This is a genomic window from Burkholderia pulmonis, assembly GCF_984667975.1.
Map to the genome: position 1 here is coordinate 3,518,447 of NZ_OZ480186.1, position 25,493 is coordinate 3,543,939.

Genomic DNA, 25,493 nt, shown 5'->3' on the forward strand with positions numbered 1-25,493 from the left:
TGCGCTGCGCCACTCCTGTACAATTCGCCGTGTTTCAACCGTTCCCAGCCAGAGCCGCCGCCATGTCCGAGCCCATCGACCTCTCGCAGATCGCCCCCACGCTGAAAGCAGAAATCCTCGCCGAGGCGCTGCCGTACATCCGCCGTTACCACGGCAAGACCGTGGTCATCAAATACGGCGGCAACGCGATGACGGAAGAGCGGCTCAAGCAGGGCTTCGCGCGCGACGTGATCCTGCTGAAACTGGTCGGCATCAACCCGGTGATCGTCCACGGCGGCGGTCCGCAGATCGATCACGCGCTGAAGAAGATCGGCAAGGCCGGCACCTTCATCCAGGGCATGCGCGTCACCGACGAAGAGACGATGGAAGTCGTCGAGTGGGTGCTGGGCGGCGAAGTGCAGCAGGACATCGTGATGCTGATCAACCACTTCGGCGGCCACGCGGTGGGCCTGACGGGCAAGGACGGCGGCCTGATCCACGCACGCAAGCTGCTGATGCCGGACCGCGACAACCCGGGCCAGTACATCGACATCGGCCAGGTCGGCGAAGTCGAGGCGATCAACCCGGCGGTCGTGAAGGCACTGCAGGACGACGCGTTCATCCCGGTGATCTCGCCGATCGGCTTCGGTGAAGACGGCCTCTCGTACAACATCAACGCAGACCTCGTCGCGGGCAAGCTCGCGACCGTGCTGAACGCCGAGAAGCTGCTGATGATGACCAACATCCCGGGCGTGATGGACAAGGACGGTAACCTGCTGACCGACCTGTCCGCACGCGAGATCGACGCGCTGTTCGAAGACGGCACGATCTCCGGCGGCATGCTGCCGAAGATCTCGTCGGCGCTCGACGCCGCGAAGAGCGGCGTGAAGTCGGTACACATCGTCGACGGCCGGATCGAGCATTCGGTACTGCTGGAAATCCTGACCGAGCAGCCGTTCGGCACGATGATCCGCTCGCATTGAGCGCGCGCCGCCCGCCTGCCAGCCCCGACCTGCCGGCCCCGCTGCGGCGCCGGCGCATCTCGCGCAGCCGGCCGCGCGCCGGCTCGCCCGTCTGGCTCTTCGACCTCGACAACACGCTGCACCACGCATCGCACGCGATCTTTCCCGAGATCAACCGTGCGATGACGCAGTACATCATCGACACGCTGCAGGTCGAGCGCGCCGAAGCCGACCGCCTGCGCAACGACTACACCGAGCGCTACGGCGCCGCGCTGCTAGGCCTCACGCGCCATCATCCGATCGACCCGCACGACTTCCTGCGCGTGGTCCACACGTTTTCCGACCTGCCCGCGATGGTGCGCGCCGAGCGCGGCCTGGCGCGCATCGTCGCCGCGCTCCCGGGGCGCAAGCTGATCCTGACCAACGCACCGGAGAACTACGCGCGCGCGGTGCTGCGCGAGCTGCGCATCGAGCGGCTGTTCGAGCGCGTGATCGCGATCGAGCACATGCGCGACCGCCGCACGTGGCGCGCGAAGCCCGATCACACGATGCTGCGCCGGACGTTGCGCGCCGCGCATGCGCGCGTGTCGGACGCGATCCTCATCGAAGATACGCGCGGCCACCTGAAGCGCTACAAGCGTCTCGGCATCGGCACGGTGTGGATCACCGGCCACCTGCCCGGCGATTTGCCGGGTACCGGGCGTCCCCACTATGTCGATCAGCGCATTCGTTCGCTAAAATCGCTCCGACTGGGCACTCGATCGGGGCGACAAAAATGCAGCCGACTTACCCGCAGGACCAAGCCGTAACGGAAAGCCAGGCCACACCCTCCCGCCCGCGCCCGAAGCCGGGCGAGCGCCGCGTCATGATCCTGCAGACGCTCGCGGCGATGCTCGAGGCCCCCAAACCCGAGAAAATCACGACCGCCGCGCTCGCGGCCCGGCTCGACGTATCGGAAGCCGCGCTGTACCGGCACTTCGCCAGCAAGGCGAAGATGTACGAAGGACTGATCGAGTTCATCGAGCAGGCGCTGTTCGGGCTCGTCAACCAGATCGTCGCGAAGGAGCCGAACGGCGTGCTGCAGGCGCGCACGATCGCGCTGACGATGCTCAATTTCGCCGCGAAGAACCCCGGCATGACGCGCGTGCTCACGGGCGAGGCGCTGGTCGGCGAGGACGACCGGCTGACCGAGCGCGTGAACCAGCTGCTCGACCGGATCGAGGCGACCGTCAAGCAATGCCTGCGCGTCGCGCGCACCGAGGCGAATGCGCCGCAGGACGGCGCGACGCCGTTCGTGCTGCCGGCCGACTACGATCCGGCGGCCCGCGCGAGCCTGCTCGTCAGCTACGTGATCGGCCGCTGGCACCGCTTCGCGAAGGGCGGGTTCCAGAAGCCGCCGGGCGAGCAGGCCGATGCGCACCTGCGGCTGATCCTGCAGTAGCCGGCGGGTGACAGCGGACGACGGCACGCCCCGCCACCCGCGCCGGAATCCGCCTCCCGCAATTTCCGCTATACTTTCCCGACTGCCGCCCCTCGGGCGGTATGTCGGAAGCGCGCCGATTTGCTGACTCGATTGCGGGCGCGCGAACCGGCCGGGGCGTTGATTTCATCGTTGTCCCGGCGGTTCACTACAAATGCGGCTAAAGAGGTCGTCAGCCGCGCACCTCCGACTCCGCGCATCGCCGACACCATTTAGCTGCCCAGTCATAAGGCGGAACGAATGGAATCGATCGGCATCGTCGCTCCACAGACCATGCACTTTGCCGAACCGCTGCGCTTGCAAAGCGGCAGCGTGCTCGGCAACTATCAGCTCGTCGTCGAGACGTACGGCGAACTCAACGCCGCGCGCTCGAACGCGGTGCTCGTCTGCCACGCGCTCAACGCGTCGCACCACGTCGCCGGCGTCTACGCGGACGATCCGCGCAGCACCGGCTGGTGGGACAACATGGTCGGCCCCGGCAAGCCGCTCGACACCAACCGCTTCTTCGTGATCGGCGTGAACAACCTCGGCTCGTGCTTCGGCTCGACCGGCCCGATGAGCATCGACGCATCGACCGGCAAGCCGTACGGCGCGCGCTTTCCGGTCGTCACCGTCGAGGACTGGGTGCACGCGCAGGCGCGCGTCGCCGACGCGTTCGGCATCGAGCGCTTCGCCGCGGTGATGGGCGGCAGCCTCGGCGGGATGCAGGCGCTCGCGTGGAGCCTGATGTATCCGGAGCGCGTCGCGCACTGCATCGACGTCGCGTCGACGCCGAAGTTGTCCGCGCAGAACATCGCGTTCAACGAGGTTGCGCGCTCGGCGATCCTGTCCGACCCCGATTTCCACGGCGGCGACTACTACGCGCACGGCGTGAAGCCGAAGCGGGGCTTGCGCGTCGCGCGGATGATCGGCCACATCACGTACCTGTCCGACGACGACATGGCCGAGAAATTCGGCCGGGCGCTGCGTCGCGCCGACGGCGCGCTCGACGCGTACAACTTCAGCTTCGACGTCGAATTCGAGGTCGAGTCGTACCTGCGCTACCAGGGCGACAAGTTCGCCGACTACTTCGACGCGAACACCTACCTGCTGATCACGCGCGCGCTCGACTACTTCGACCCGGCGAAGGCGTTCGACGGCAACCTGACGGCCGCACTCGCGCACACGCAGGCGAAATACCTGGTCGCGAGCTTCTCGACCGACTGGCGTTTCGCGCCCGCGCGCTCGCGCGAACTCGTGAAGGCGCTGCTCGACAACAAGCGCACGGTCAGTTACGCGGAAATCGATGCGCCGCACGGTCACGACGCGTTCCTGCTCGACGACGCGCGCTATCACAACGTGATTCGCGCGTATTACGAACGAATCGCCACCGAGGTGGGTGCATGAACCAGCAAGCACTGAATTCCCTGTCCGCGCGCGCGGACTTCCGCGCGATCGCCCGCTGGGTCGAGCCGCGCGCGACCGTGCTCGATCTCGGCTGCGGCGACGGCTCGCTGCTGTCGCTGCTGATGGAAGAGCTGGACGTCACCGGCTACGGGATCGAGCTGAACGACGCGGGCGTGCTCGCGAGCACGAAGAACGGCATCAACGTGATCCAGCAGAACCTCGAGGACGGCCTGCGCCTGTTCGAGGATCACAGCTTCGACATCGCGATCCTGTCGCAGACGCTGCAGACGATCCACCAGACGGCCGCGATCCTGCGCGAAACCGCGCGGGTCGGGCGCGAATGCATCGTGTCGTTCCCGAACTTCGGCTACTGGGCGCACCGGCTGTCGGTGCTGCGCGGCCGGATGCCGGTGTCGAAATCGCTGCCTTACCAGTGGCACAACACACCGAACGTGCGGGTGCTGACGATCAAGGATTTCGAGGCGCTCGCGCCCGAAGTCGGCGTCACGATTCTCGATCGCATCGTGCTGCACGAAGGCCAGCCGATTCGATGGGGAGCGAACTGGCGTGGTAGTCTTGCTGTCTATCGCGTCAAGCGCAGCTGAGCCGGGGGGCCGTTGACGGAAGATCCGGTCCGCACGCGCGTGCGGCCGCCCCTCCTGCGCCGCTCGCGCCATCACCTGCGCTGCCGCCGCAATCAGTCAACGCTACCCAGTTCCAGTCCATGTCGAAAACGCCACACGAGGCGCCCGCACTCACCGCTCACGAGGATCACCCCGGCTGGCGCGCCTATCTGAACACGCACATGCTGATCTGCGTGTTCCTGGGCTTCACGTCGGGTCTGCCTCTCTTCACGCTCGTCTACCTCGTGCAGGCATGGCTGCGCTCCGAGGGCGTGAACCTGAAGGAAATCGGCCTGTTCGCGCTGATCCAGTTCCCGTATACGTGGAAGTTCCTGTGGGCGCCGCTGATGGATCGCTACGTCCCGCGCCTGCCCGGCTGGCGGCCGGGCCGCCGGCGCGGCTGGCTGCTGCTCACGCAGCTGCTGGTCGCGGGCGCGATCGCCGCGCTCGGCTTCGTGTCGCCGCGCGATTCGATCTGGACGGTGGCCGCGCTCACGACGCTCGTCGCGTTCTTCGGCGCGAGCGCCGACATCGTGATCGACGCGTACCGCCGCGAGCTGCTGCGCGACACCGAGCAGGGCCTCGGCAACGCGGTGCACGTGAACGCCTACAAGCTCGCCGCGCTGATTCCCGGTTCGCTCGCGCTGATCCTGTCCGACCACATGCCGTGGGACGCCGTGTTCGCGCTCACCGGCGCGTTCATGCTGCCGGGCATCCTGATGACGCTCGTCGTGCGCGAGCCCGAAGTGGTCGGCACGCCGCCGCGCAACCTGCGCGACGCGATCGTGCTGCCGTTCCGCGAATTCATCCTGCGCGACGGCTGGGCCGGCGCGCTGCTCGTCATCGCGTTCATCTTCCTGTTCAAGATCGGCGACACGATGGCCACCACGCTGTCGACGTCGTTCTTCCTCGACATCGGCTTCACGCGCACCGAGATCGGCATCGTCGCGAAAACCACCGCGCTCGTCGCGAGCGTCGCCGGCGGCATCATCGGCGGCATCTGGCTCGTGAAGATCGGCATCGGCCGCGGGCTGTGGATCTTCGGCGCGCTGCAGATGGTGTCGACGCTCGGCTTCGCGTGGCTCGCGCAGCTCGGCCCCGGCTCGCCGGCGCTCGCGATGCTCTACGACTTCACCGTATCGACCAGCCACGCAATCGCATCGGCGCTGTCGGTGTTCGGCATTGCCGTCACGCCGCAATTCAGCCCGATGACGGTCGCGCTCGCGATCGTCTACGGTTTCGAAACCTTCACGACGGGCCTGACGATGGCCGCGTTCGTCGCGTATATCGCGAGCACGACCGACCCGCGCTACACGGCCACGCAGTTCGCGCTGTTCACGAGCCTCGCATCGGTGCCGCGCACGCTCGCATCGGCCGCGAGCGGCTTCGTCGTCGCGAAGATCGGCTGGTTCGACTACTTCATCGTCTGTACCGCGCTCGCGATCCCCGGCATGTTGCTGCTGTTCAAGATCGCACCGTGGAACGGTACCGCACGCAACGGCGAGGCCAGCCGTGCGCAGTAACACCCTGCATCGCATCGCACACGTTGCGGCTTCGCTGAGCGTCGGTGCCGCGGCATTCGCCGCGACGTTCGCGCACGCAGCCGACGCCGGCACGACCGCAGCAGGCTCCGCACCGGCCGCGGCGCAGGCAACGCCCGCCACGCCGGCGCCATCGGCCGCCCCCGTCACGCCATCCACCGCCGAAGCCGCGCAACCGACCGGCGCCGCGGTGCCGGCGAAAGCCTACGCGCAGACGCCGCAGCAGATCCGCTACGGCAACGCGCTCGCATTCCGCACGCTGATCCCGTCGCCGCTGCTCGAACAGCTCACCGCGAACGAATACGCGCAGATCGTGCAGGCCGCCGCCGACAGCAACCGCCTGCTGCCCGCGAACCAGCCGCGCGTGAAACGCCTGCGCGCGATCGTCGCGAAGCTCGCGCCGTATTCGGTGAAATGGAACGATCGCGTGAAGAACTGGGCGTGGGACGTCAACGCGATCCGCTCACGCGACATCCGCATGACCTGCCTGCCGGGCGGCAAGGTGCTCGTGTACGGCGGCATGCTCGACCGCATCCGCCTGAACGACGACGAGCTCGGCGTGCTGCTCGCGCACGGCATCGCGCATGCGCTGCGCGAACATGCGCGCAGCAACTTCAGCGCGACGTCGCAAACGTCGCTGCGCGCCGCCGCGCTGCCGCCGCTGTTCGGCGTCGGCGATCCGCTGCCGCAGGCGCTGAACCTCGGCGAACGCCTGCAGGCGCTCCACTACGACCCGACCGACGAGACCGAAGCCGACGTGATCGGCGGCGACATCGCCGCACGCGCGGGTTTCGATCCGCGCGCGGCGATCACGCTGTGGGACAAGCTCGCGGTCGCGACGCGCGCGAACAAGGCGACGGGCTTCATCTACACGCACCCGTACAGCACCGCGCGACGCCAGGATCTGCTGAACCGACTGCCGGACCTGATGCCGCTGTATGCAAAGGCGATCGGCAAGCGCGTCGACACGCTGCCCGACTACGCGGGCATCAGCGCGCAACGGCGCAAGGTCGTGCGGCGCTGAGCCGTCGCGCGACGCCGGACGCTACGCGTCCACGGCCGCCGCGACAGGGCGGACCCCGCTTTCACGCATCCAGCGCACCTCGTCACCGGGGCTGCGACCGAACAGCCGCTTGAATTCGCGGCTGAACTGCGACGCGCTCGCATAGCCGACGCGCGCGGCCGCCGTGCCGGCGCCCACCCCGTCCTGCACCATCATCAGGCGCGCCTGGTGCAGCCGCGCCGCCTTCACGTACTGCATCGGCGACGTCGCCGTCACGTGCTTGAACTGCGCGTGGAACACCGCGAGGCTCATTCCGGCCTCGCGGGCGAGCGTCTCGACGTCGAGATCGGCCTTCAGATCGGCATGGATGCGCCGCAATGCCTTCGCGATGCGGCCGAAATGATGCTGCTGCACGAGCGCCGCGCGCATCGCGTCGCCCTGCTCACCCGTCAGCACGCGATACGCGATCTCGCGCATGATCGCCGGCCCGAGCACACGCGTGTCGTGCGGCGACGCGAGCGCTTCGAGCAGCCGCACGACCGCGTCGGCCAGCGGCGCGTCGAGCGGCGTCGAATAGACGCCGAGCGGCTCGCTGGCGGCCGCACCGAGCGTCTCGTCCAGCAGGATCGCGAGTTCGGCGATCACCGCCAGGTCGACACGGATCGAGATCGCGAGAAACGGCTCGTCCATGCTCGCGAACGTCTCGCACTCGAACGGCAGCGGCACCGACAGCACCAGATACTGCTGCGCGTCGTACACGAACGAGCGCTCGCCGAGATAGCCGAGCTTGCGCCCCTGGCATACGACGATGATGCTCGGTTCGTACAGCACGGGCATGCGCGGCGCGGGACGGGTCACGCGGATGAAGCGCACGCCGTCGAGCGCCGCGAGCGTGTCGCCCGCGTTCGGTGCGAGGCGCGTGTGCAGCTCGATCATGCGGCGCTGCACGCGGTCGCCCGCGTCGGCCAAAAAGGGCTGGAAGCTCATCGGCGTGGTCCTGTCCGGCAAGAGAATCTGGCTCGCAATGTAGCACCATGCATGCGTTTTGAAGGCTGTTCGCGTGCAATTCGAGAGGAATAGGCAAATCTTCCAGACCTTCGTGTATTTCGCCGCGGCGCCGCGCTCCTTACGATGACGTCCTGTCTCGCCGCATCGCCACATGATGCGACGGCAGTCTGTTTCACCGGATCCGTTCCGGACAAGGAGCCCACCGCATGAGCACAACCTATGCCTACGCGGCGACCGATTCGCAGTCGCCGCTCGCCCCGTTCGAATTCCAGCGTCGCGCGCTGCGCGACCTCGACGTCCAGATCGACGTCCTCTACTGCGGCGTCTGCCACTCGGACCTGCACCAGGCGCGCAACGAATGGCGCAACACGATCTACCCGGTCGTGCCGGGCCATGAAATCGTCGGCCGCGTGACCGCCACCGGCGCGCAGGTCTCGCGCTTCAAGGTCGGCGAGCTGGTCGGCGTCGGCTGCCTCGTCGATTCGTGCCGCACCTGCCCGAGCTGCGCGGACGGCCTCGAGCAGTATTGCGAGAACGGCTTCGTCGGCACCTACAACGGCCAGGACCGCGTGACGGGCGACATCACGTTCGGCGGCTATTCGACGCAGCTCGTCGTCGACGAGGCGTTCGTGCTGCGCGTGCCGGAAACGCTCGACCCGGCCGGCGCCGCGCCGCTGCTGTGCGCGGGGATCACGACCTACTCGCCGTTGCGCCAGTGGAACGTCGGCCCCGGCAAGAAGGTCGGTATCGTCGGCCTCGGCGGCCTCGGCCACATGGGCGTGAAGCTGGCGCGCGCGATGGGTGCGCACGTCGTGCTGTTCACGACGTCGCCGTCGAAGATCGAGGACGGCAAGCGCGTCGGCGCGCACGAAGTCGTGATCTCGAAGGACGAAGCGCAGATGAACGCGCACCTGAACAGCTTCGACTTCATCCTGAATACGGTCGCCGCGCAGCACGACCTGAACCCGTTCCTGCACCTGCTGAAGCGCGACGGCACGATGACGCTCGTCGGCGCGCCGGAACACGATCACCCGTCGCCGCAGGTGTTCAACCTGATCTTCAAGCGCCGCCGCCTCGCGGGCTCGCTGATCGGCGGGATCGCGGAAACCCAGGAAATGCTCGACTTCTGCGCGGAGCACGGGATCACGTCGGATATCGAAACGATTCCGATGCAGCAGATCAATGCCGCTTACGAGCGGATGCTGAAGAGCGACGTGAAGTACCGGTTCGTGATCGATATGGCGTCGATCAAGCAGTAAGCGCCGCGTCAAACGAAACGGGCCGCATGTCTGACATGCGGCCCGTTTTGCATTCGGCGGCTGCGCAACGCGGCGCAGCGCCCGCGCTCACTTCTTGTAGTCGTAGTCGATCGTCAGCGGCGCATGGTCGCTGAACTTGATGTCCTTGAAGATCGACGTGCTTTTCGCGGTGCCGGCCACGCCCGGCGTCGCGATCTGGTAATCGATCCGCCACCCGACGTTCTTCGCGTATGCCTGGCCGCGGTTGCTCCACCACGTGTACTGCTCGGCGCGCGGGTCGAGCGTGCGGAACACGTCGACGTAGCCGACATCGTCGAACAGCTTCGTGAGCCATTCGCGCTCTTCCGGCAGGCAACCCGAGTTCTTCTGGTTGCTCTTCCAGTTCTTGATGTCGATTTCCTTGTGGACGATGTTCACGTCGCCGCACAGGATCACCTCGCGCTTCTTCTTCAGCGCGGCGAGGTGCGGCATGAATTCGTCCATGAAGCGGTACTTCGCCTGCTGGCGTTCTTCGCCGCTCGAGCCGGACGGCACGTACACCGACACGACCGACAGCTTGCCGTAGCGCGCTTCGACGTAGCGCCCTTCGGCATCGAATTCGCTGCTGCCGAAGCCGATGATCACGTCATCGGGCTCGCGGCGGCTGTACACGCCCGCGCCGCTGTAGCCCTTCTTCTCGGCGTGGTGGAAATAGCTCTTGAAGCCGTGCGGCTCGACGAATTCGTCCGGCAGGTCGTCGGCCGACACCTTGATTTCCTGCACGCACACGCAATCGGCGTTCTGTTCGCCGAGCCATTCGAAGAAGCCCTTCTTCGCGGCGGAGCGGATGCCGTTCAGGTTGGCGGTAATCACTCGCATCATGTCGGGTTCCGTTCAGTTCGATGTTGTTACAGGGTGGCAGCTTAACGGATCTTCACGCCGTCGAGCTCGGGCTTCGGCGGCGGGAATTCCAGCTTCATGTCGGTCATCGCGCGCAGCAGCAGCTCGGCGATCATCACGTTGCGGTGCGTCTTCGAATCCGCCGGGATCACGTACCACGGCGCATGCTCGGCCGACGTCGCCGCGAGCGCGTCGCGGTACGCGGACTGGTACGCATCCCAGTGCTTGCGTGCGTCGAGGTCGGAGATGTCGAACTTCCAGTGCTTGGCCGGATCGTCGATGCGCGCCTGCAGCCGCTCGCGCTGCTCGTCCTTCGAGATGTGCAGGAAACACTTGATGATCGTCGTGCCGTTCTCGAACAGCATCGCCTCGAAATCGCGGATCTGCCGGTAGCGGCGCTCGCATTCCTTGGCGTCGATCGCATCGAGCACGCGCGGCACGAGCACGTCTTCGTAGTGGCTGCGGTTGAAGATCGCGAGCTCGCCCGCGGCCGGCACTTGCGCATGCACGCGCCACAGGAAGTCGTGCGCGGCCTCGATCGGCGTCGGTGCCTTGAACGGCACGATACGCAGGCCGAGCGGATCGACGTCGCGGAACACCGCACGCACGGTGCCGTCCTTGCCGCTGGTGTCCATCCCCTGCAGCACGAGCAGCACGCGCTTCTTCTGCTGCGTGTGCAGGCGCTCCTGCTGCGTGTCGAGCTCGGTCGACACGGCTGACAGGCGCTCGCGGTCGGCGTCCTTCGAGCCGGACGAAAACGGCTTCGCGCCCGGGTCGAACGCATCGAGCTTGAATGCGGCGGCTTCCTTCTCGCGCGTGCTGTACGGCACGCGGAAATCGTCGAGCGACGGTTGTTTGGCCATTCGTTCCTCCGTTGGACGGTGTGGTGCATACGATAACGCATCCACCAAACGCAACGGGCCGCCCCGAACTGGTTCGGGGCGGCCCGTCGTCAAGCGCGGTTCAGGCGCGCGGTCATGCTCAGCCGAGCTTCTTCTTCAGCAGTTCGTTGACCTGCTGCGGATTGGCCTTGCCCTTCGTCGCCTTCATGGCCTGGCCGATCAGCGCGTTGAACGCCTTTTCCTTGCCCGCGCGGAATTCCTCGACCGACTTCGCGTTCGCCGCGAGCACTTCGTCGATGATCGCTTCCAGCGCGCCGGTGTCGGAGATCTGCTTCAGCCCCTTCGCGTCGATGATGCGGTCGGCCGCGCCTTCGTCGGTCGCCTTCTCGTCCCAGATCGCCGCGAAGATTTCCTTCGCGATCTTGTTCGAGATCGTGCCGTCCGCGATGCGCTGCAGCAGCAGCGCGAGCTGCGCGGCCGACACGGGGATCGCGTCGATCTCGATGCCGTCGCGGTTCAGCTGCGACGACACGTCGCCCATCAGCCAGTTCGCGACGATCTTCGCGTTGGCGGCGCCGGCCTTCGCGACCACCGCCTCGAAATACGCGGCCATCGCCTTGCTCGACGTCAGCACGCCCGCGTCGTACGCGGACACGCCGTACTCGTCGACGAAGCGCTGCTGCATCGCGGCCGGCAGCTCGGGCATCCCGGACTGCACGCGCTCGACCCAGTCCTGGCCGATCACGAGCGGCATCAGGTCGGGATCGGGGAAGTAGCGGTAGTCGTGCGCGTCTTCCTTGCTGCGCATCGAGCGCGTCTCGCGCTTGTCCGGATCGTACAGGCGCGTTTCCTGCACGACTTCGCCGCCGTCCTCGATCAGCTCGATCTGGCGACGGACTTCGTAGTTGATCGCTTCCTCGAGGAACCGGAACGAGTTCAGGTTCTTGATTTCCGCGCGCGTGCCGAACTTCTCCTGGCCGACCGGGCGCACCGACACGTTCGCGTCGCAGCGGAACGAGCCTTCCTGCATGTTGCCGTCGCAGATGCCGAGCCACACGACGAGACCGTGCAGCGCCTTCGCGTACGCGACGGCCTCGGCCGCGCTGCGCATTTCCGGCTCGGTGACGATCTCGAGCAGCGGCGTGCCCGCGCGGTTCAGGTCGATCCCCGTTGCGCCGGCGAAGTCTTCATGCAGCGACTTGCCCGCATCTTCCTCGAGGTGCGCGCGGGTCAGGTTGACCGTCTTTTCGTACGCGACCTTGCCGGCCTTTTCGTTGGCGGGCACCTGGATCGTGATCTGGCCGCCCTGCACGACCGGAATCTCGTACTGGCTGATCTGATAGCCCTTCGGCAGATCGGGGTAGAAATAATTCTTGCGCGCGAAGATGCTGCGCGGCGCGATGGTCGAGCCGATCGCGAGGCCGAAGCGGATCGCCCGCTCGACCGCGCCACGGTTCAGCACCGGCAGCACACCCGGCAGCGCCAGGTCGACCGGGCAGGCCTGCGTGTTCGGCTCGGCGCCGAACTGCGTCGACGCGCCCGAGAAAATCTTCGAGACGGTCGACAGTTGCGCGTGCGTCTCGAGACCGATAACGACTTCCCATTGAGTAGCCATGTTCATGCCTCCCGCCGAGCCGCCTCAAGGGAGGCATGCGCCCCCTCGGGGGGCAGCGAACAAAGTGAGCGTGGGGGCTCATTCCCCACCCCTGCCGGTACTTGCTTGTGCCAGTCGGTCGCGCGCTGGAACGCGTCGGCGACCTGCAGCATCCGGGCTTCGTTGAAATAGTTGCCGATGATCTGCAGGCCGACCGGGCGCTTCGCATTCGCGCCCGCACCGAAGCCGCACGGCACGCTCATGCCGGGCAAGCCGGCGAGGCTCACCGACAGCGTGTAGATATCCGCGAGATACATCTGCACCGGATCGTCGCCCTTCGCGCCGAGATCCCATGCGACCGTCGGCGACGCCGGGCCCATGATCACGTCGCAGGACTTGAACGCTTCCTGGAAATCGTTCGCGATGATGCGACGGATCTTCTGCGCCTGCAGGTAGTACGCGTCGTAGTAGCCGTGCGACAGCACGTACGCGCCGACCAGGATGCGGCGCTTCACCTCGGGGCCGAAGCCTTCGGCGCGCGACTTCTTGTACATGTCGAGCAGGTCGCCGTACTGCGCGGCGCGGTGGCCGAAGCGCACGCCGTCGAAACGCGACAGGTTCGACGACGCTTCCGCCGGCGCGATCACGTAGTACACGGGAATCGACAGCTGCGTTTTCGGCAGCGACACCGGCACGAGCGTCGCGCCGAGCGCTTCATAAGCCTTAAGCGCGGCGTCGATCGTCGCGCGCACGTCGTCGGCGAGGCCGTCGCCGAAATACTCGTTCGGCAGGCCGATGCGCAGGCCCGCGAGCGGCTTGCCCGCGTCGTTGCCGGCCGCCCACGGCTGGCCGAGATGGCGCGTGAAATCTTCGTCGTCGCGCTCGAGGCTCGTCGAGTCGCGCTCGTCGAAGCCGGCCATCGCGTTCAGCAGCAGCGCGCAGTCGGATGCGCTCTGCGCCATCGGGCCGCCCTGGTCGAGCGACGACGCGAACGCGATCATCCCGTAGCGCGACACGCGGCCGTAGGTCGGCTTGATGCCCGTCACGCCCGCGAACGACGCGGGCTGGCGGATCGAGCCGCCGGTGTCGGTGCCGGTCGCGGCCGGCGCGAGGCGCGCGGCGACGGCGGCCGAGCTGCCGCCCGAGCTGCCGCCCGGCACCGCGTTCGTGTCCCACGGGTTCTTCACCGCGCCGAACGCCGAATTCTCGTTCGACGAGCCCATCGCGAACTCGTCCATGTTGGTCTTGCCGAGCGTGACCATGCCGGCCGCCTGCAGGCGGGCGACGACGGTCGCATCGAACGGGCTCTCGTAGTTCGCGAGCATCTTCGAGCCGGCGGTCGAGCGCCAGCCGCGCGTGACGAAGACGTCCTTGTGCGCGATCGGCAGGCCGGTGAGCGCGCCGCCCGCGCCGCGCGCGAGCTCCGCGTCGGCGGCTTTCGCCTGCGCGAGGGTCAGATCGGCATCGACGTGGACGAACGCGTTCAGGTCGCGTGCGGCGTCGATCCGTTTCAGGTAGTGCTGCGCGAGCTCGACGGCCGAGCATTCCTTGGCGGCGAGCGCGGCGCGCAGTTCGGTCAGGCTTTTTGCGTGCATTGAGTGGTTTTCCTGGGAATTCTGGGTGGCGCGCGGCGCAAGGCGGCCGGCGCGCTTGTCATCGAATGCTTACTCGATCACCTTCGGCACGAGATAGAGGCCGTCCTGGACGGCCGGCGCCGGACGCTGGTTGTCGTCGCGATTGACGACTTCCGTCACGGCGTCGTCGCGCAGGCGCTGCGCGACCTCCTGGATCTGTTCGATCGGGTGGGCGAGCGGCGCGATGCCGGCGGTATCCACCGCCTGCATCTGTTCGACGAGGCCGAAGAATTCATTGAGCTGGCCGAGCATGTGCTCGGCGTCGGCGTCGGCCATTTCGAGTCGCGCCAGGTGCGCGATGCGTTTCACATCGGTCAGGGTCAGGGCCATGCGATCACCGGAAAAACAAGGCTGCGCAGTGCATCGAAAGCCGCACTGCGACGGGGGGTTGGAGGGTGCGATCCCACCCTCAAAAATCGGGGCCGAAGCGGCAAAAATACCGTCCGTTTCGATTCAAATACCGTGAAATTATAAGGTATCATTACGCGTTCGACCCAAACCCGGCAGCCTTTTCCCGCACCGTTTCGCCCCGCTTCGGCAAGCCGTGCGTGCATCGTGCAATCCCCGGTAGACATCACTCGCAGCTTCGTGCGCCGCGGCGGCCGCTTCCGCCACGCTTCCCGAGGCTGTTATTTTTTCCGCTGCCGCCCTCAGCGTTCGCTATGCAGGGCCGGCCCAGAGCGAAACAGGATTCTGAATGTTCGGTTTTTTGCGCAGCTACTTCTCCAACGATCTTGCGATCGACCTCGGCACCGCAAACACCCTGATCTACATGCGCGGCAAGGGCATCGTGCTCGATGAACCGTCCGTCGTGTCGATCCGCCAGGAAGGCGGCCCCAACGGCAAGAAGACGATCCAGGCGGTCGGCAAGGAAGCCAAGCAGATGCTCGGCAAGGTGCCGGGCAACATCGAGGCGATCCGCCCGATGAAGGACGGCGTGATCGCCGACTTCACCGTCACCGAGCAGATGATCAAGCAGTTCATCAAGACCGCTCACGAATCGCGCATGTTCTCGCCGTCGCCGCGCATCATCATCTGCGTGCCGTGCGGCTCGACCCAGGTCGAGCGCCGCGCGATCAAGGAAGCCGCGCACGGCGCCGGCGCATCGCAGGTCTACCTGATCGAGGAGCCGATGGCGGCCGCGATCGGCGCAGGCCTGCCGGTGTCGGAAGCCACCGGCTCGATGGTCGTCGACATCGGCGGCGGCACGACCGAAGTCGGCGTGATCTCGCTCGGCGGCATCGTGTACAAGGGTTCGGTCCGCGTCGGCGGCGACAAGTTCGACGAGGCGATCGTCAACTACATCCGCCGCAACTACGGGATGCTGATCGGCGAACAGACCGCCGAGGCGATCAAGAAGGAAATCGGCTCCGCGTTCCCGGGTTCCGAAGTCAAGGAAATGGAAGTGAAGGGCCGCAACCTGTCGGAAGGCATCCCGCGCAGCTTCACGATCTCCAGCAACGAAATCCTCGAAGCGCTGACCGATCCGCTGAACCAGATCGTGTCGTCGGTGAAGATCGCGCTCGAACAGACGCCGCCGGAACTCGGCGCCGACATCGCGGAACGCGGGATGATGCTGACGGGCGGCGGCGCACTGCTGCGCGATCTGGATCGCCTGCTCGCGGAAGAAACCGGCCTGCCGGTGCTCGTCGCGGAAGATCCGCTCACCTGCGTCGTACGCGGTTCGGGCATGGCGCTCGAGCGCATGGACAAGCTGGGCAGCATCTTCTCGTACGAGTGATCGTCTAGGCAGTTTCTTGACATGACGCACCCGCGGCGTGGCCGGATCGCTCGTTCAGAACGAACCGCCACGCCGTTTGCGCGTCTGAGCATTATTTAACCGATCACACGCGCCCGGCGCCGACCATGGAATACAGTCCGCCGCCCCTCTTCAAGCAAGGTCCGCCCGCGCTCGCGCGGCTCATCTTCTTCGTTGCCCTCGCGATCGCGCTCCTCGTGTCGGACGCGCGCTTCAGCACGCTCGAAATCGTGCGCGGCGTACTCGGCACCGTGCTCTATCCGCTGCAGCGCGCGGCGCTCGTGCCGCGCGACCTGTTCATGGGCGCCGCCGACATCGCCGTCACCGGCGCGTCGCTGCGCCACGAGAACGACGACCTCCGCAAGCGCAACCTGCAACTGTCCACCCAGGCCAACCAGGCCGCCGTGCTCACGCAGGAAAACGCACACCTGCGCGCGGTGCTCGAGCTGCGCCAGCACATCGCGACGCAATCGACGCCGGTCGAGATCCAGTACGACACGAGCGATCCGTTCACGCAGAAGATCGTGGTCGGGCAAGGCTCGCAGCAAGGCATCCAGGACGGCTCGCCCGTCGTCAGCGAAGACGGCGTGATCGGCCAGGTCACACGCGTGTTCCCGCTGCAGGCCGAAGTCACGCTGGTCACCGACCGCGATCTCGCAATTCCCGTGCAGGTGCTGCGCACCGGCCTGCGCAGCGTGATCTACGGCACGCCGAAGGGCGATTCGCTCGACCTGCGCTTCGTGCCGACGAGCGCGGATCTCGTCGTCGGCGACGAGCTCGTCACGAGCGGCCTCGACGGCGTCTATCCGCCCGGCCTGCCGGTCGCGAAGGTCGTGCGCGTCGACAAGCTCGCCGATACCGCATTCGCACGCGTGACCTGCGCGCCCGTCGCCGCCGTGCGCGGCGCGCGCCAGATGCTCGTGCTGCACTACCAGAACGACATCCCGCCGCGTCCGGCCGAGCCCGACCCGGCCACCGACAAGAACGCGAAGGGCAAAAAGGGCGCGAAAGCCGCCGCGAAGGGCGAGAAAGCCGACAAGGCCGACGCGAACGCGAAGCCGGCCGCCGCGGCCCAGCCCGGCGCGAAGCCCGCGCCGGCGGCGCCCGCCGCTCCGGCCAAGCCGGCCACCGCACCCGCGAAGCCTGCGGCCGGGCAACCAGGAGCCCAGCGATGAACCGCCCGCAATACATCCTGCAGCCGGTCAATCCGTACTTCATCGTCTTCAGCCTCGCCGCCGCGTTCCTGTTGAACCTGATGCCGTGGGGCCGCCTGCCCGGCGTGCCCGACTTCGTCGCGCTCGTGCTGCTGTTCTGGAACATTCACCAGCCGCGCAAGGTCGGGATGGGCGTCGCGTTCGCGCTCGGCATCCTGATGGACGTGCATGACGCGGGGCTGCTCGGCGAGCACGCGCTCGCCTATACGCTGCTGTCGTACGGCGCGATCACGATCCACCGCCGCGTGCTGTGGATGCCGATCGGCGTACAGGTGCTGTACGTCACGCCGCTGCTCGTCGTCGCGCAGCTCGTGCCGTTCGTGATCCGTCTCGTGATGGGCGCCGCGTTTCCGGGCTGGCGCTATCTGGTCGACGGCTTCGTCGAAGCCGCGCTGTGGCCGATCGCAAGCCACCTGCTGCTGATGCCGCAACGCCGCCCGGTCGACCCGGACGACACGCGCCCCATCTGAGCCCGCCGACCTTGAATACCCGCCGCCCCCACGCCCGCCGCGCGCCGCGTTCCGGGGCGGCACCTCGCCCGCCCGCGCGCGGGTCAGATCGCCTTTAACCGCATGACCGAATTCAACGACACCCAACAGCAGCTCTCGAGGTTCCGCCTGCGCGTCGCGGCCGCGGGCGTGTTCGTGTTCGTCTGCTTCGGGCTGCTCGCGAGCCGCTTCTTCTACCTGCAGTTGATGCAGCACGGCAAATACGCGCTGCAGGCCGAGGAAAACCGCATCTCGGTCGCGCCGATCGTGCCGAACCGCGGGATCATCACCGACCGCAACGGCGTGATCCTCGCGAAGAACTATTCGGCGTACACGCTCGAGATCACGCCGTCGAAGCTCGACGACACGCTCGACAACACGATCGACAAGCTGTCCGAGATCATCCCGATCGACGCCCGCGACCGCCGCCGCTTCAAGAAACTGCAGGAAGACTCGAAGAACTTCGAGAGCCTGCCGATCCGCACGCGGCTCACCGACGCGGAAGTCGCGCGCTTCACCGCGCAGCGTTTCCGCTTCCCCGGCGTCGACGTGCGCGCGCGGCTGTTCCGCCAGTACCCGCTCGGCATGACGGCCGCGCACGTGATCGGCTACATCGGCCGAATCTCGAAGCGCGACCAGGATCGCATCGACGCAATGAGCGACGACAACGACAGCGACCAGGAACACTACGATCCGCGCCGCGACGCGAACAACTACAAGGGCACCGACTACATCGGCAAGATCGGCGTCGAGCAGAGCTACGAGACCGAGCTGCACGGGCTGACGGGTTTCGAGGAAGTCGAGGTGACGGCCGGCGGCCGGCCGGTGCGCACGCTGTCGCGCACGCAGGCGACGCCCGGCAACAACCTCGTGCTGTCGCTCGACATCGGGCTGCAGCAGGTCGCCGAGCAGGCGTTCGCCGGCAAGCGCGGTGCGCTCGTCGCGATCGAGCCGAAGACGGGCGACGTGCTCGCGTTCGTGTCGTCGCCGAGCTTCGATCCGAACTCGTTCGTCGACGGCATCGACCAGCAGACCTGGGACGAGCTGAACAACTCGCCCGACAAGCCGCTGCTGAACCGCCCGCTGCACGGCACCTACCCGCCCGGCTCGACGTACAAGCCGTTCATGGCGCTCGCCGGCCTGACGCTCGGCAAGCGCACGCCGGGCTGGGGCTTCCAGGATCCCGGCTACTTCACGTTCGGCGGTCACACGTTCCGCAACGACGTGCGCTCCGGCCAGGGCTGGGTCGACATGAACAAGGCGATCATGGTGTCGAACGACACCTACTTCTACATGCTCGCGCGCGACCTCGGCGTGAACTCGATCGCGAACTTCATGAAGCCGTTCGGCTTCGGCCAGATCACCGGCATCGATATCCAGGGCGAGGCGCGCGGGATCCTGCCGTCGACCGACTGGAAGAAGAAGGCGTTCAAGAAGGCCGCGCAGCAGAAGTGGTTCGACGGCGAGACGATCAGCCTCGGGATCGGCCAGGGCTACAACTCGTTCACGATCCTGCAGCTCGCGCACGCGACCGCGACGCTCGCGAACAACGGCATCGTGATGAAGCCCCACCTCGTGAAGGAAATCGAGGATCCGATCACGCGCGGTCGCCGCCTGACCGTGCCGAAGGAAAGCGAGGTGATCCCGCTCAAGCAGTCCGACATCGACGTCGTGAAGCGCGGGATGGAAAACGTGATCGAGAACCCGTCGGGCACCGGCTACAAGATCTTCCGCGGCGCGCAATACCTCGCGGCCGGCAAGACCGGTACCGCCCAGGTGTTCTCGCTGCAGGGCGGCAACTACAAGGGCCACCTGCTCGCCGAGCACCTGCGCGACCACGCGCTGTTCATCGCGTACGCGCCGGTCGACCATCCGCAGATCGCAGTCGCGCTGATCGTCGAAAACGGCGGCTGGGGCGCGCAGGCCGCGGGCCCGATCGCGCGCCGCGTGCTCGACTTCTATCTCGTCGATCGCCAGAACCCGCAGAACGAGGCCGCGGCCGTGGCGGCCGCCGCGTCGGCGACCGAACCCATCAATGCGCCGGTGATCGGCGACGCGAACCGGCCCGCCGGCGTCGCGGCCGGCTTCACGGCGCTGCCGCAGCCGGTCGTGCCGACCGCGGCCAGCGCGGCGGATGCGGCATCGGCCGCCGCGGCATCGGACGCGGCAGGCGCCAGCGCGGCCCAGCCGGCCGACGCGAGCGCCGCGGCGCCGAGGGCCGCGAGCCTGCCGCCGATCCGGCGCCCGCACCGGCCGCACCGGCCCGCCAGCGACGCGCAGCCGCTCGTCGCCACGCCGCGGGACGACAACCACCGTGCGACGGCGCCCGCGAAGGCGGCGGACGCCGGCACCGCTCATTAACGGAGAAAGGCATGCAATTCGACAAGCGCGCCTGGCTCGACAAGATCAAGCAGATGTTCGCGGGCTTCGACCGCCCGCTCGCCCTCATCGTGTTCCTGTTGCTGTGCGTCGGCATCGTCACGCTGTACAGCGCGGCGATCGACATGCCGGGCCGCGTCGAGGACCAGTTGCGCAACATCCTGCTGACGTTCGTGCTGATGTGGGTGATCGCCAACATCCCGCCGACCACGCTGATGCGCTTCGCGGTCCCGCTCTATACGTTCGGGGTCGCGCTGCTGATTGCCGTCGCGCTGTTCGGGATGACCAAGAAGGGCGCGAAACGCTGGCTGAACGTCGGCGTCGTGATCCAGCCGTCCGAAATCCTCAAGATCGCGACACCGCTGATGCTCGCGTGGTACTACCAGCGCCGTGAAGGCGGTGTGCGCTGGTACGACTTCGTCGCCGCGTTCGCGATCCTGCTGGTGCCGGTCGGGCTGATTGCGAAACAGCCCGACCTCGGCACGGGCCTGCTCGTGTTCGCGGCCGGGTTCTTCGTGATCTACCTCGCCGGCCTGTCGTTCAAGCTGATCGTGCCGGTGCTCATCGCGGGCGTGATCGCGGTCGGCTCGATCGCCGTGTTCGAGGAACGCATCTGCCAGCCCGAAGTACAGTGGCCGCTGATGCACGATTACCAGAAGCACCGCGTGTGTACGCTGCTCGACCCGACTTCCGACCCGCTCGGCAAGGGTTTCCACACGATTCAGGCCGTGATCGCGATCGGCTCGGGCGGCGTGCTCGGCAAGGGCTACCTGAAAGGCACGCAGGCCCACCTCGAATTCATTCCGGAAAAGCACACCGACTTCATCTTCGCGGTGTTCTCGGAGGAATGGGGGCTCGTCGGCGGGCTCGTGCTGCTGACGCTGTACATGGCGCTGATCGCGCGCGGGCTCTACATCGCCGCGCAGGGCGCGACGCTGTTCGGCCGGCTGCTCGCGGGCTCGCTCACGCTCGCGTTCTTCGTCTATGCGTTCGTCAACATCGGGATGGTGAGCGGCGTGCTGCCGGTCGTCGGCGTGCCGCTGCCGTTCATGAGCTACGGCGGCACCGCGCTCACGACGCTCGGCATCGCGATCGGGATGATCATGAGCGTCGGGCGGCAGCGGCGGCTGATGAAGAGCTGACCGCGCGGCACGCGCCGCAGCAAAGGAAACGGCGCCCGGGGGCGCCGTTTTTCATGGGGCACGCCAATCGCGACCGCTCATTGCGGCGGCGAATGGGGGCCGCCCTGTTCCGCCCCGCCGCCCGATGCCGGCCCCTGCTCCTTCAGCCGCGCGCTCAGCTCCTTGAACTTCAGCCCGGCCGTTTCATCGCCCTGCGCAGCCGCCGCCGCGTAATACGCCCGCGCGATGTTCAGGTTCTGCGCGACGCCGTCGCCGCCGCGCTCGTAGAACGACGCGGTCACGTACTGCGCGGTCGGCTCGCCCGCGTCGGCGGCCTGCTTGTACCACGCGAACGCCTGCCGGTTGTCGCGCGGCGTGCCGCGCCCGTCGAGGAACTGATTCGCGAGCGACAGCTCGGCCTGCACGTGCCCCTGCTTCGCCGCCCGCAGGAACCAGCGATGCGCTTCGGCCGGATTGCGCGCGACGAATTCACCGTCGTCGAACATCCGGCCGTACACGTACTGCGCATGCGACATGTTCGCTTCCGCCGCGCGCTTCAGCCAGCGCAGCCCTTCGTCGACGTTCGCCGTCACGCCCTCGCCCGTCAGCAGCATCATCGCGTAGTTGAATTGCGCGAGGCGATCGCCGCGCTCGGCCGCGTCGTGAAACTGCACCAGCGCCGCGCGATAGTCGCCGGCGTTGTAGTCGGCGACCGCCGATTGCGTCTCGTGCGACGCATCGGGCTTCGCTTGCGGCGCCCCCTGCGCGGCAGCCGCGACACACACGGCCCACAGGCCGAGCATCACACCGATCCGCGCGCGCCTGCGGCACGCACCATCACCGCCGTTCATGACCGTACCTCCTGCAGCGCCTGCCGCGTCGCGCGCAACAGCCAGCTCACGTCGGCCGACACCGTGATCATCCGGTAACCGGCCTCGCGGTACTGGCGCGCGGCCGCCGTATCGCCCGCGAAAATGCCCACCGCGACGCCCGCCTGCAGGCCGGCCGCGAGCACGCGCGTCATTGCGGTCTCGACGTCCGGGTGGCGGACATCGCCGAGATGCCCGAGGCTCGCCGCGAGATCGGCCGGGCCGATGAACAGGCAGTCGACGCCGGGCGTCGCTGCGATCCGCTCGACTTCGTCGACCCCGCGCGCCGATTCGATCTGCACGACCACCGCGACTTGCGCATTCGCTATCTGCACGTAGTCGCGTCGCATGCCGTACGCCGCCGCCCGCACCATGCCGGCGACGCCGCGCAGCCCGTCGGGCGAATCGGGCGACGGATAGCGCGTGAGCCGCACTGCGTGTGCGGCGTCGTCGGGCGTCTCGATACACGGGAACATCAGCGTGCGCGCACCGGCGTCGAGCGCACGCTTCACGAGCCACGGCTCGCGCGCCGGCACTCGCACGACGGGTTCGCTCGGCAGGTGCGCCGCAGCAATCGCACGCAGTTGCGAGGCCACGTCGCGGCTGTCGTTCGGCGCGTGCTCCATGTCGATGCAGAGCCAGTCGTAGCCGGCGTGCGCGAGCGCTTCCGCGGCCGAGTCGCTGCCGAGCGACAGCCACAGGCCGTACAGCGGCTCGTCAGCGTCGCGCAGGCGTTGTTTGAGGGAATTGGTAAGCGTGCTCATCGATACGGCCTCCTGGACGGAACGGCAATCGAACGGGACAAGCAACAGGCAAAGCGAAACGCAACGGGCCGGGCAGTCGAAGCACGGCGGCGGCAAGCCGGCCTCCCGGGAACGTTGGTCGGCCACGGGCGGCCGATCTGACAGCGCAGGTGCGACCGCTCACGCGTGCGTTTTTCGGCGCCACACGACGATCATAGCGCGGCGTTACGCGGAATGCGGGAACGGGCGGGGAAGCCTTGCCGGCGCGGGACAGCGCCGCACGGTGCGGTGACGGGCAGCCCGCGCCGTGCGGCGGGGGCTGCCGGGGAGGGCAGGATCAGCGGCCGGGCTGGCGCTCGACGTCGGCCCAGCAGTTCGGCGTTTCGTACAGGCGCACGCGCTCGAGGCGCAGGTTCACGCCGTAGTGCGCGTCGTACACGTTCGCGAGGAGGTCGAACGCGATCGCCGCGAGGTTCTCGACGGTCGGGATCCGGTCGATCACGACCGTCTTGTGGTCGGCCATCTGCTCGAGGAACGAGCGCACGACCTCGTCGCGCGCATAGACGAGGAACGCGTGGTCCCACTTGCTGACGAGGTGCTCCATCGCGAGCGCCTTCACGTCGGCGAAATCCATCACCATGCCGCGGTCGGGTGCGCCCTCGGTATCGACGAGATCGCCGCGCAGCGTGATTTCGAGCACGTAGCGATGGCCGTGCAGGTTCCTGCACTGGCTGCGGTGATCGGGGATGCGGTGGCCCGCGTCGAATTCGAGTTTTCGGGTAATCAGCACGATGTCAAAAGCCGTGGCTCAGGGAATGTTCAGATATTTGTGGGTCTGCATCGACAGCCGCCACTGCGGATGACGCTTGCACCAGTCGATCGCGAGCTTCGTATTGAGGTCGCGCGACGGGCCGTCCATCGGCTGGACCAGGAAGTACTCGAAGTCGAGCTTCGCGTAATCGGCCAGCCGCTGGTTGTCCTGCGGAATCACGACCTTCAGTTCGTTGCCCTTCGTGACGACGAGCGGCGCATCGGCCTTCGGGCTCACGCAGATCCAGTCGATCGACTCGAGCACCGGCAGCGAGCCGTTGGTCTCGATCGCGATCTCGAAGCCGGCCGCATGCAGCGCGTCGACAAGCGGCTGGTCGAGCTGCAGCATCGGCTCGCCGCCCGTGCAGACGACGAAGCGGTGTGCTTCGTCCTCCGGCCACAGGCCGGCGATCGTCGCGACGAGCGCTTCGGCGTCCTTGAACTTGCCGCCGTTCTCGCCGTCGGTGCCGACGAAGTCCGTATCGCAGAAGCGGCACACGGCCTCCGCACGATCCTCTTCGCGGCCCGACCACAGGTTGCAGCCGGCGAACCGGCAGAACACGGCCGGCCGGCCCGCATTCGCGCCCTCGCCCTGCAACGTGTAGAAAATTTCCTTGACCGCGTAAGTCATCGTCCTTCGTCCGGCTCGCGCCGCTCGCTGTCGATCAGAATCCGTTATCCATCTGCGCCACCGGCGCCGCTGCTCACAGCGGCGCTTCGGTCACCCGCTCGCCCTTCAGGTAAGCCTCGTAGCCGCGCTTGCGCAGCTTGCAGGCCGGGCACTCGCCGCAGCCGAAGCCCCAGTCGTGCAGTTCCGCACGCTCGCCCACGTAGCACGTGTGCGTCTCGACGCGAATCAGTTCGACGAGCGCCTCGCCGCCGAGCTGTTCGGCGAGCTGCCACGTCTGCGCCTTGTCGAGCCACATCAGCGGTGTCTCGAGCACGATGCGCGTATCCATCCCGAGATTCAGCGCGACCTGCAGCGCCTTCATCGTGTCGTCGCGGCAGTCGGGGTAGCCCGAGAAATCGGTCTCGCACATCCCGCCGACCAGCACGCGCAGCCCGCGGCGATAGGCGATCGCCGCGGCGATCGTCATGAACATCAGGTTGCGGCCCGGCACGAACGTGTTCGGCAGGCCGTTGGCGGTCGTCTCGATCTCGATCGTGCGCGTCATCGCGGTATCGCTGATCGCGCCGAGCACCGACAGGTCGATCATGTGATCGTCGCCGAGCCGGTCCGACCACGCGGGAAAATCGCGCTTCAGTGCTTCGCGCACGCCATCGCGACACTCGAGCTCGACGCGATGGCGCTGGCCGTAATCGAAGCCGAGGGTCTCGACCGTCTGGTAGCGTTCGAGGGCCCATGCCACGCACGTGGCCGAGTCCTGCCCGCCGGAAAACAACACGAGCGCGCCGTCTTTAGCGTCTGTCCGAATCACCGTGATACTCCGTGAATGTGTAGGCTCGCGTCGCACTGCGCCCCAAGGCCGGCTGCCGCCGGGCGGCCCGACGCGGCCGGCCTGTGCCGGCTCGACCAGTATAGGCAGCGCGGTCGGCCGCGAACGCGGCGGCGCGCTTATACCGCCCATCGCGCGGCATCGTTGCCGCGCGTCACGACAGCGCGCTGCGAGCGGCTTGCCGTGCGCATGAAGCGATGCGCTAAGTCATTGAGCGGGCACGGATTTTATCATGCCCCGGTGAATGCTGCCGGCCACGCCGCCAACGACACGCAATACCCACCACAAACGAAAAACCCCAAGAACCTTCCGATTCTTGGGGTTTTAAATGCTGGTGGCCTGGGTCGGAATCGAACCAACGACACGCGGATTTTCAATCCGCTGCTCTACCAACTGAGCTACCGGGCCAACGAAGAAGAGAAAGTATAGCGACCCCTCTTCACTTGAGCAAGTGCTTTCGCAA

General features: G+C 67.2%; 23 protein-coding genes, 1 tRNA gene and 1 pseudogene. 13 read left to right on the forward strand and 12 right to left on the reverse strand.

The window, feature by feature from the left end:
- The first annotated feature begins 62 nt into the window (after positions 1-62).
- The 7 genes from argB to AC5LXK_RS16410 all read left to right on the forward strand — a co-directional run bounded on the left by argB (position 63) and on the right by AC5LXK_RS16410 (position 6,995).
- Positions 63-962 carry an acetylglutamate kinase gene (gene argB / locus AC5LXK_RS16380; RefSeq protein ID WP_006490510.1) on the forward strand — a complete coding sequence of 300 codons (900 nt, stop codon included), beginning with the start codon at positions 63-65 and terminating at the stop codon, positions 960-962.
- Positions 959-1,750, forward strand: a complete 792-nt coding sequence (locus tag AC5LXK_RS16385; protein ID WP_493389740.1) for a pyrimidine 5'-nucleotidase — start codon at positions 959-961, stop codon at positions 1,748-1,750. The genes argB and AC5LXK_RS16385 overlap by 4 nt, the downstream gene beginning before the upstream one ends.
- Positions 1,717-2,382 carry a nucleoid occlusion factor SlmA gene (slmA, locus tag AC5LXK_RS16390; protein ID WP_493389741.1) on the forward strand — a complete coding sequence of 222 codons (666 nt, stop codon included), beginning with the start codon at positions 1,717-1,719 and terminating at the stop codon, positions 2,380-2,382. Before AC5LXK_RS16385 ends, slmA begins: the two co-directional genes overlap by 34 nt.
- 279 nt (positions 2,383-2,661) lie before the next feature.
- Positions 2,662-3,807 carry a homoserine O-succinyltransferase MetX gene (gene metX / locus AC5LXK_RS16395; RefSeq protein ID WP_493389742.1) on the forward strand — a complete coding sequence of 382 codons (1,146 nt, stop codon included), beginning with the start codon at positions 2,662-2,664 and terminating at the stop codon, positions 3,805-3,807.
- On the forward strand, positions 3,804-4,412 hold the full coding sequence (gene metW, locus AC5LXK_RS16400) for a methionine biosynthesis protein MetW (RefSeq protein WP_006484645.1): 609 nt from the start codon (positions 3,804-3,806) through the stop codon (positions 4,410-4,412). The genes metX and metW overlap by 4 nt, the downstream gene beginning before the upstream one ends.
- Positions 4,413-4,531: 119 nt before the next feature.
- The gene (locus tag AC5LXK_RS16405) at positions 4,532-5,953 is read left to right on the forward strand and encodes an AmpG family muropeptide MFS transporter (protein WP_493389743.1); all 1,422 of its coding nucleotides are present in this window, start codon (positions 4,532-4,534) and stop codon (positions 5,951-5,953) included.
- Positions 5,943-6,995: a M48 family metallopeptidase gene (locus tag AC5LXK_RS16410; protein WP_493389744.1), complete on the forward strand. Its 1,053-nt coding sequence runs from the start codon at positions 5,943-5,945 to the stop codon at positions 6,993-6,995. Before AC5LXK_RS16405 ends, AC5LXK_RS16410 begins: the two co-directional genes overlap by 11 nt.
- A 21-nt stretch (positions 6,996-7,016) precedes the next feature.
- Here AC5LXK_RS16410 and AC5LXK_RS16415 read toward each other — a convergent pair whose 3' ends face one another.
- Complete coding sequence (locus tag AC5LXK_RS16415; RefSeq protein ID WP_493389745.1) at positions 7,017-7,961, reverse strand: AraC family transcriptional regulator; 945 nt, start codon at positions 7,959-7,961, stop codon at positions 7,017-7,019.
- A 227-nt stretch (positions 7,962-8,188) separates the two neighbouring features.
- Between AC5LXK_RS16415 and AC5LXK_RS16420 the strand changes: the two genes are divergently transcribed.
- Entirely contained in the window at positions 8,189-9,241 is a 1,053-nt protein-coding gene (locus AC5LXK_RS16420) for an NAD(P)-dependent alcohol dehydrogenase (RefSeq protein WP_175847295.1), read from the forward strand.
- 87 nt (positions 9,242-9,328) lie between these two features.
- On the opposite strand, the gene AC5LXK_RS16425 is transcribed toward AC5LXK_RS16420, so the two are convergent.
- The 5 genes and pseudogenes from AC5LXK_RS16425 to gatC all read right to left on the reverse strand — a co-directional run bounded on the left by AC5LXK_RS16425 (position 9,329) and on the right by gatC (position 14,520).
- Positions 9,329-10,102: an exodeoxyribonuclease III gene (locus AC5LXK_RS16425; RefSeq protein ID WP_493389746.1), complete on the reverse strand. Its 774-nt coding sequence runs from the start codon at positions 10,100-10,102 to the stop codon at positions 9,329-9,331.
- 41 nt (positions 10,103-10,143) lie between these two features.
- On the reverse strand, positions 10,144-10,983 hold the full coding sequence (locus AC5LXK_RS16430) for a polyphosphate kinase 2 family protein (protein ID WP_493389747.1): 840 nt from the start codon (positions 10,981-10,983) through the stop codon (positions 10,144-10,146).
- A 118-nt stretch (positions 10,984-11,101) separates the two neighbouring features.
- Complete coding sequence (gatB, locus tag AC5LXK_RS16435) at positions 11,102-12,577, reverse strand: Asp-tRNA(Asn)/Glu-tRNA(Gln) amidotransferase subunit GatB (protein ID WP_493389748.1); 1,476 nt, start codon at positions 12,575-12,577, stop codon at positions 11,102-11,104.
- An 86-nt stretch (positions 12,578-12,663) separates the two neighbouring features.
- Positions 12,664-14,151 (reverse strand): annotated as a pseudogene (gatA, locus tag AC5LXK_RS16440) (Asp-tRNA(Asn)/Glu-tRNA(Gln) amidotransferase subunit GatA); the annotation flags it as partial.
- 69 nt (positions 14,152-14,220) lie between these two features.
- Positions 14,221-14,520: an Asp-tRNA(Asn)/Glu-tRNA(Gln) amidotransferase subunit GatC gene (gatC, locus tag AC5LXK_RS16445; protein WP_006477478.1), complete on the reverse strand. Its 300-nt coding sequence runs from the start codon at positions 14,518-14,520 to the stop codon at positions 14,221-14,223.
- A 367-nt stretch (positions 14,521-14,887) separates the two neighbouring features.
- Between gatC and AC5LXK_RS16450 the strand changes: the two genes are divergently transcribed.
- The 5 genes from AC5LXK_RS16450 to rodA all read left to right on the forward strand — a co-directional run bounded on the left by AC5LXK_RS16450 (position 14,888) and on the right by rodA (position 21,172).
- Positions 14,888-15,931: a rod shape-determining protein gene (locus tag AC5LXK_RS16450; RefSeq protein ID WP_004189550.1), complete on the forward strand. Its 1,044-nt coding sequence runs from the start codon at positions 14,888-14,890 to the stop codon at positions 15,929-15,931.
- A 125-nt stretch (positions 15,932-16,056) separates the two neighbouring features.
- On the forward strand, positions 16,057-17,124 hold the full coding sequence (mreC, locus tag AC5LXK_RS16455; RefSeq protein ID WP_493389749.1) for a rod shape-determining protein MreC: 1,068 nt from the start codon (positions 16,057-16,059) through the stop codon (positions 17,122-17,124).
- Positions 17,121-17,633 carry a rod shape-determining protein MreD gene (mreD, locus tag AC5LXK_RS16460; protein WP_009687274.1) on the forward strand — a complete coding sequence of 171 codons (513 nt, stop codon included), beginning with the start codon at positions 17,121-17,123 and terminating at the stop codon, positions 17,631-17,633. The genes mreC and mreD overlap by 4 nt, the downstream gene beginning before the upstream one ends.
- 102 nt (positions 17,634-17,735) lie before the next feature.
- The gene (gene mrdA, locus AC5LXK_RS16465) at positions 17,736-20,012 is read left to right on the forward strand and encodes a penicillin-binding protein 2 (RefSeq protein WP_493389750.1); all 2,277 of its coding nucleotides are present in this window, start codon (positions 17,736-17,738) and stop codon (positions 20,010-20,012) included.
- An 11-nt stretch (positions 20,013-20,023) separates the two neighbouring features.
- Positions 20,024-21,172: a rod shape-determining protein RodA gene (gene rodA, locus AC5LXK_RS16470; protein WP_493389751.1), complete on the forward strand. Its 1,149-nt coding sequence runs from the start codon at positions 20,024-20,026 to the stop codon at positions 21,170-21,172.
- Between the two features lie 77 nt (positions 21,173-21,249).
- On the opposite strand, the gene AC5LXK_RS16475 is transcribed toward rodA, so the two are convergent.
- From AC5LXK_RS16475 to AC5LXK_RS16500, 6 genes are all read right to left on the reverse strand, one after another.
- Complete coding sequence (locus tag AC5LXK_RS16475; protein ID WP_493389752.1) at positions 21,250-22,002, reverse strand: tetratricopeptide repeat protein; 753 nt, start codon at positions 22,000-22,002, stop codon at positions 21,250-21,252.
- Positions 21,999-22,784 carry an HpcH/HpaI aldolase family protein gene (locus tag AC5LXK_RS16480; protein WP_493389753.1) on the reverse strand — a complete coding sequence of 262 codons (786 nt, stop codon included), beginning with the start codon at positions 22,782-22,784 and terminating at the stop codon, positions 21,999-22,001. Before AC5LXK_RS16480 ends, AC5LXK_RS16475 begins: the two co-directional genes overlap by 4 nt.
- 316 nt (positions 22,785-23,100) lie before the next feature.
- Positions 23,101-23,553 (reverse strand): 6-carboxytetrahydropterin synthase QueD, encoded by a 453-nt coding sequence (gene queD / locus AC5LXK_RS16485; protein ID WP_006482561.1) that lies wholly within the window; start codon positions 23,551-23,553, stop codon positions 23,101-23,103.
- 18 nt (positions 23,554-23,571) lie between these two features.
- Complete coding sequence (queE, locus tag AC5LXK_RS16490) at positions 23,572-24,204, reverse strand: 7-carboxy-7-deazaguanine synthase (protein WP_369324355.1); 633 nt, start codon at positions 24,202-24,204, stop codon at positions 23,572-23,574.
- 73 nt (positions 24,205-24,277) lie between these two features.
- Positions 24,278-25,012 carry a 7-cyano-7-deazaguanine synthase QueC gene (gene queC / locus AC5LXK_RS16495; RefSeq protein ID WP_493389754.1) on the reverse strand — a complete coding sequence of 245 codons (735 nt, stop codon included), beginning with the start codon at positions 25,010-25,012 and terminating at the stop codon, positions 24,278-24,280.
- A 350-nt stretch (positions 25,013-25,362) separates the two neighbouring features.
- Positions 25,363-25,438, reverse strand: a tRNA-Phe gene (locus tag AC5LXK_RS16500).
- Positions 25,439-25,493 lie beyond the last annotated feature (55 nt).

Coding starts and splice junctions, on each gene's coding strand:
- argB (WP_006490510.1), top strand. CDS start 63: ATGTCCGAGCCCATCGACCTCTCGCAGATCGCCCCCACGCTGAAAGCA.
- slmA (WP_493389741.1), top strand. CDS start 1,717: ATGCAGCCGACTTACCCGCAGGACCAAGCCGTAACGGAAAGCCAGGCC.
- metX (WP_493389742.1), top strand. CDS start 2,662: ATGGAATCGATCGGCATCGTCGCTCCACAGACCATGCACTTTGCCGAA.
- metW (WP_006484645.1), top strand. CDS start 3,804: ATGAACCAGCAAGCACTGAATTCCCTGTCCGCGCGCGCGGACTTCCGC.
- AC5LXK_RS16405 (WP_493389743.1), top strand. CDS start 4,532: ATGTCGAAAACGCCACACGAGGCGCCCGCACTCACCGCTCACGAGGAT.
- AC5LXK_RS16415 (WP_493389745.1), bottom strand. CDS start 7,961: ATGAGCTTCCAGCCCTTTTTGGCCGACGCGGGCGACCGCGTGCAGCGC.
- AC5LXK_RS16420 (WP_175847295.1), top strand. CDS start 8,189: ATGAGCACAACCTATGCCTACGCGGCGACCGATTCGCAGTCGCCGCTC.
- AC5LXK_RS16425 (WP_493389746.1), bottom strand. CDS start 10,102: ATGATGCGAGTGATTACCGCCAACCTGAACGGCATCCGCTCCGCCGCG.
- AC5LXK_RS16430 (WP_493389747.1), bottom strand. CDS start 10,983: ATGGCCAAACAACCGTCGCTCGACGATTTCCGCGTGCCGTACAGCACG.
- gatB (WP_493389748.1), bottom strand. CDS start 12,577: ATGGCTACTCAATGGGAAGTCGTTATCGGTCTCGAGACGCACGCGCAA.
- gatC (WP_006477478.1), bottom strand. CDS start 14,520: ATGGCCCTGACCCTGACCGATGTGAAACGCATCGCGCACCTGGCGCGA.
- AC5LXK_RS16450 (WP_004189550.1), top strand. CDS start 14,888: ATGTTCGGTTTTTTGCGCAGCTACTTCTCCAACGATCTTGCGATCGAC.
- mreC (WP_493389749.1), top strand. CDS start 16,057: ATGGAATACAGTCCGCCGCCCCTCTTCAAGCAAGGTCCGCCCGCGCTC.
- mreD (WP_009687274.1), top strand. CDS start 17,121: ATGAACCGCCCGCAATACATCCTGCAGCCGGTCAATCCGTACTTCATC.
- mrdA (WP_493389750.1), top strand. CDS start 17,736: ATGACCGAATTCAACGACACCCAACAGCAGCTCTCGAGGTTCCGCCTG.
- rodA (WP_493389751.1), top strand. CDS start 20,024: ATGCAATTCGACAAGCGCGCCTGGCTCGACAAGATCAAGCAGATGTTC.
- AC5LXK_RS16475 (WP_493389752.1), bottom strand. CDS start 22,002: ATGAACGGCGGTGATGGTGCGTGCCGCAGGCGCGCGCGGATCGGTGTG.
- AC5LXK_RS16480 (WP_493389753.1), bottom strand. CDS start 22,784: ATGAGCACGCTTACCAATTCCCTCAAACAACGCCTGCGCGACGCTGAC.
- queE (WP_369324355.1), bottom strand. CDS start 24,204: ATGACTTACGCGGTCAAGGAAATTTTCTACACGTTGCAGGGCGAGGGC.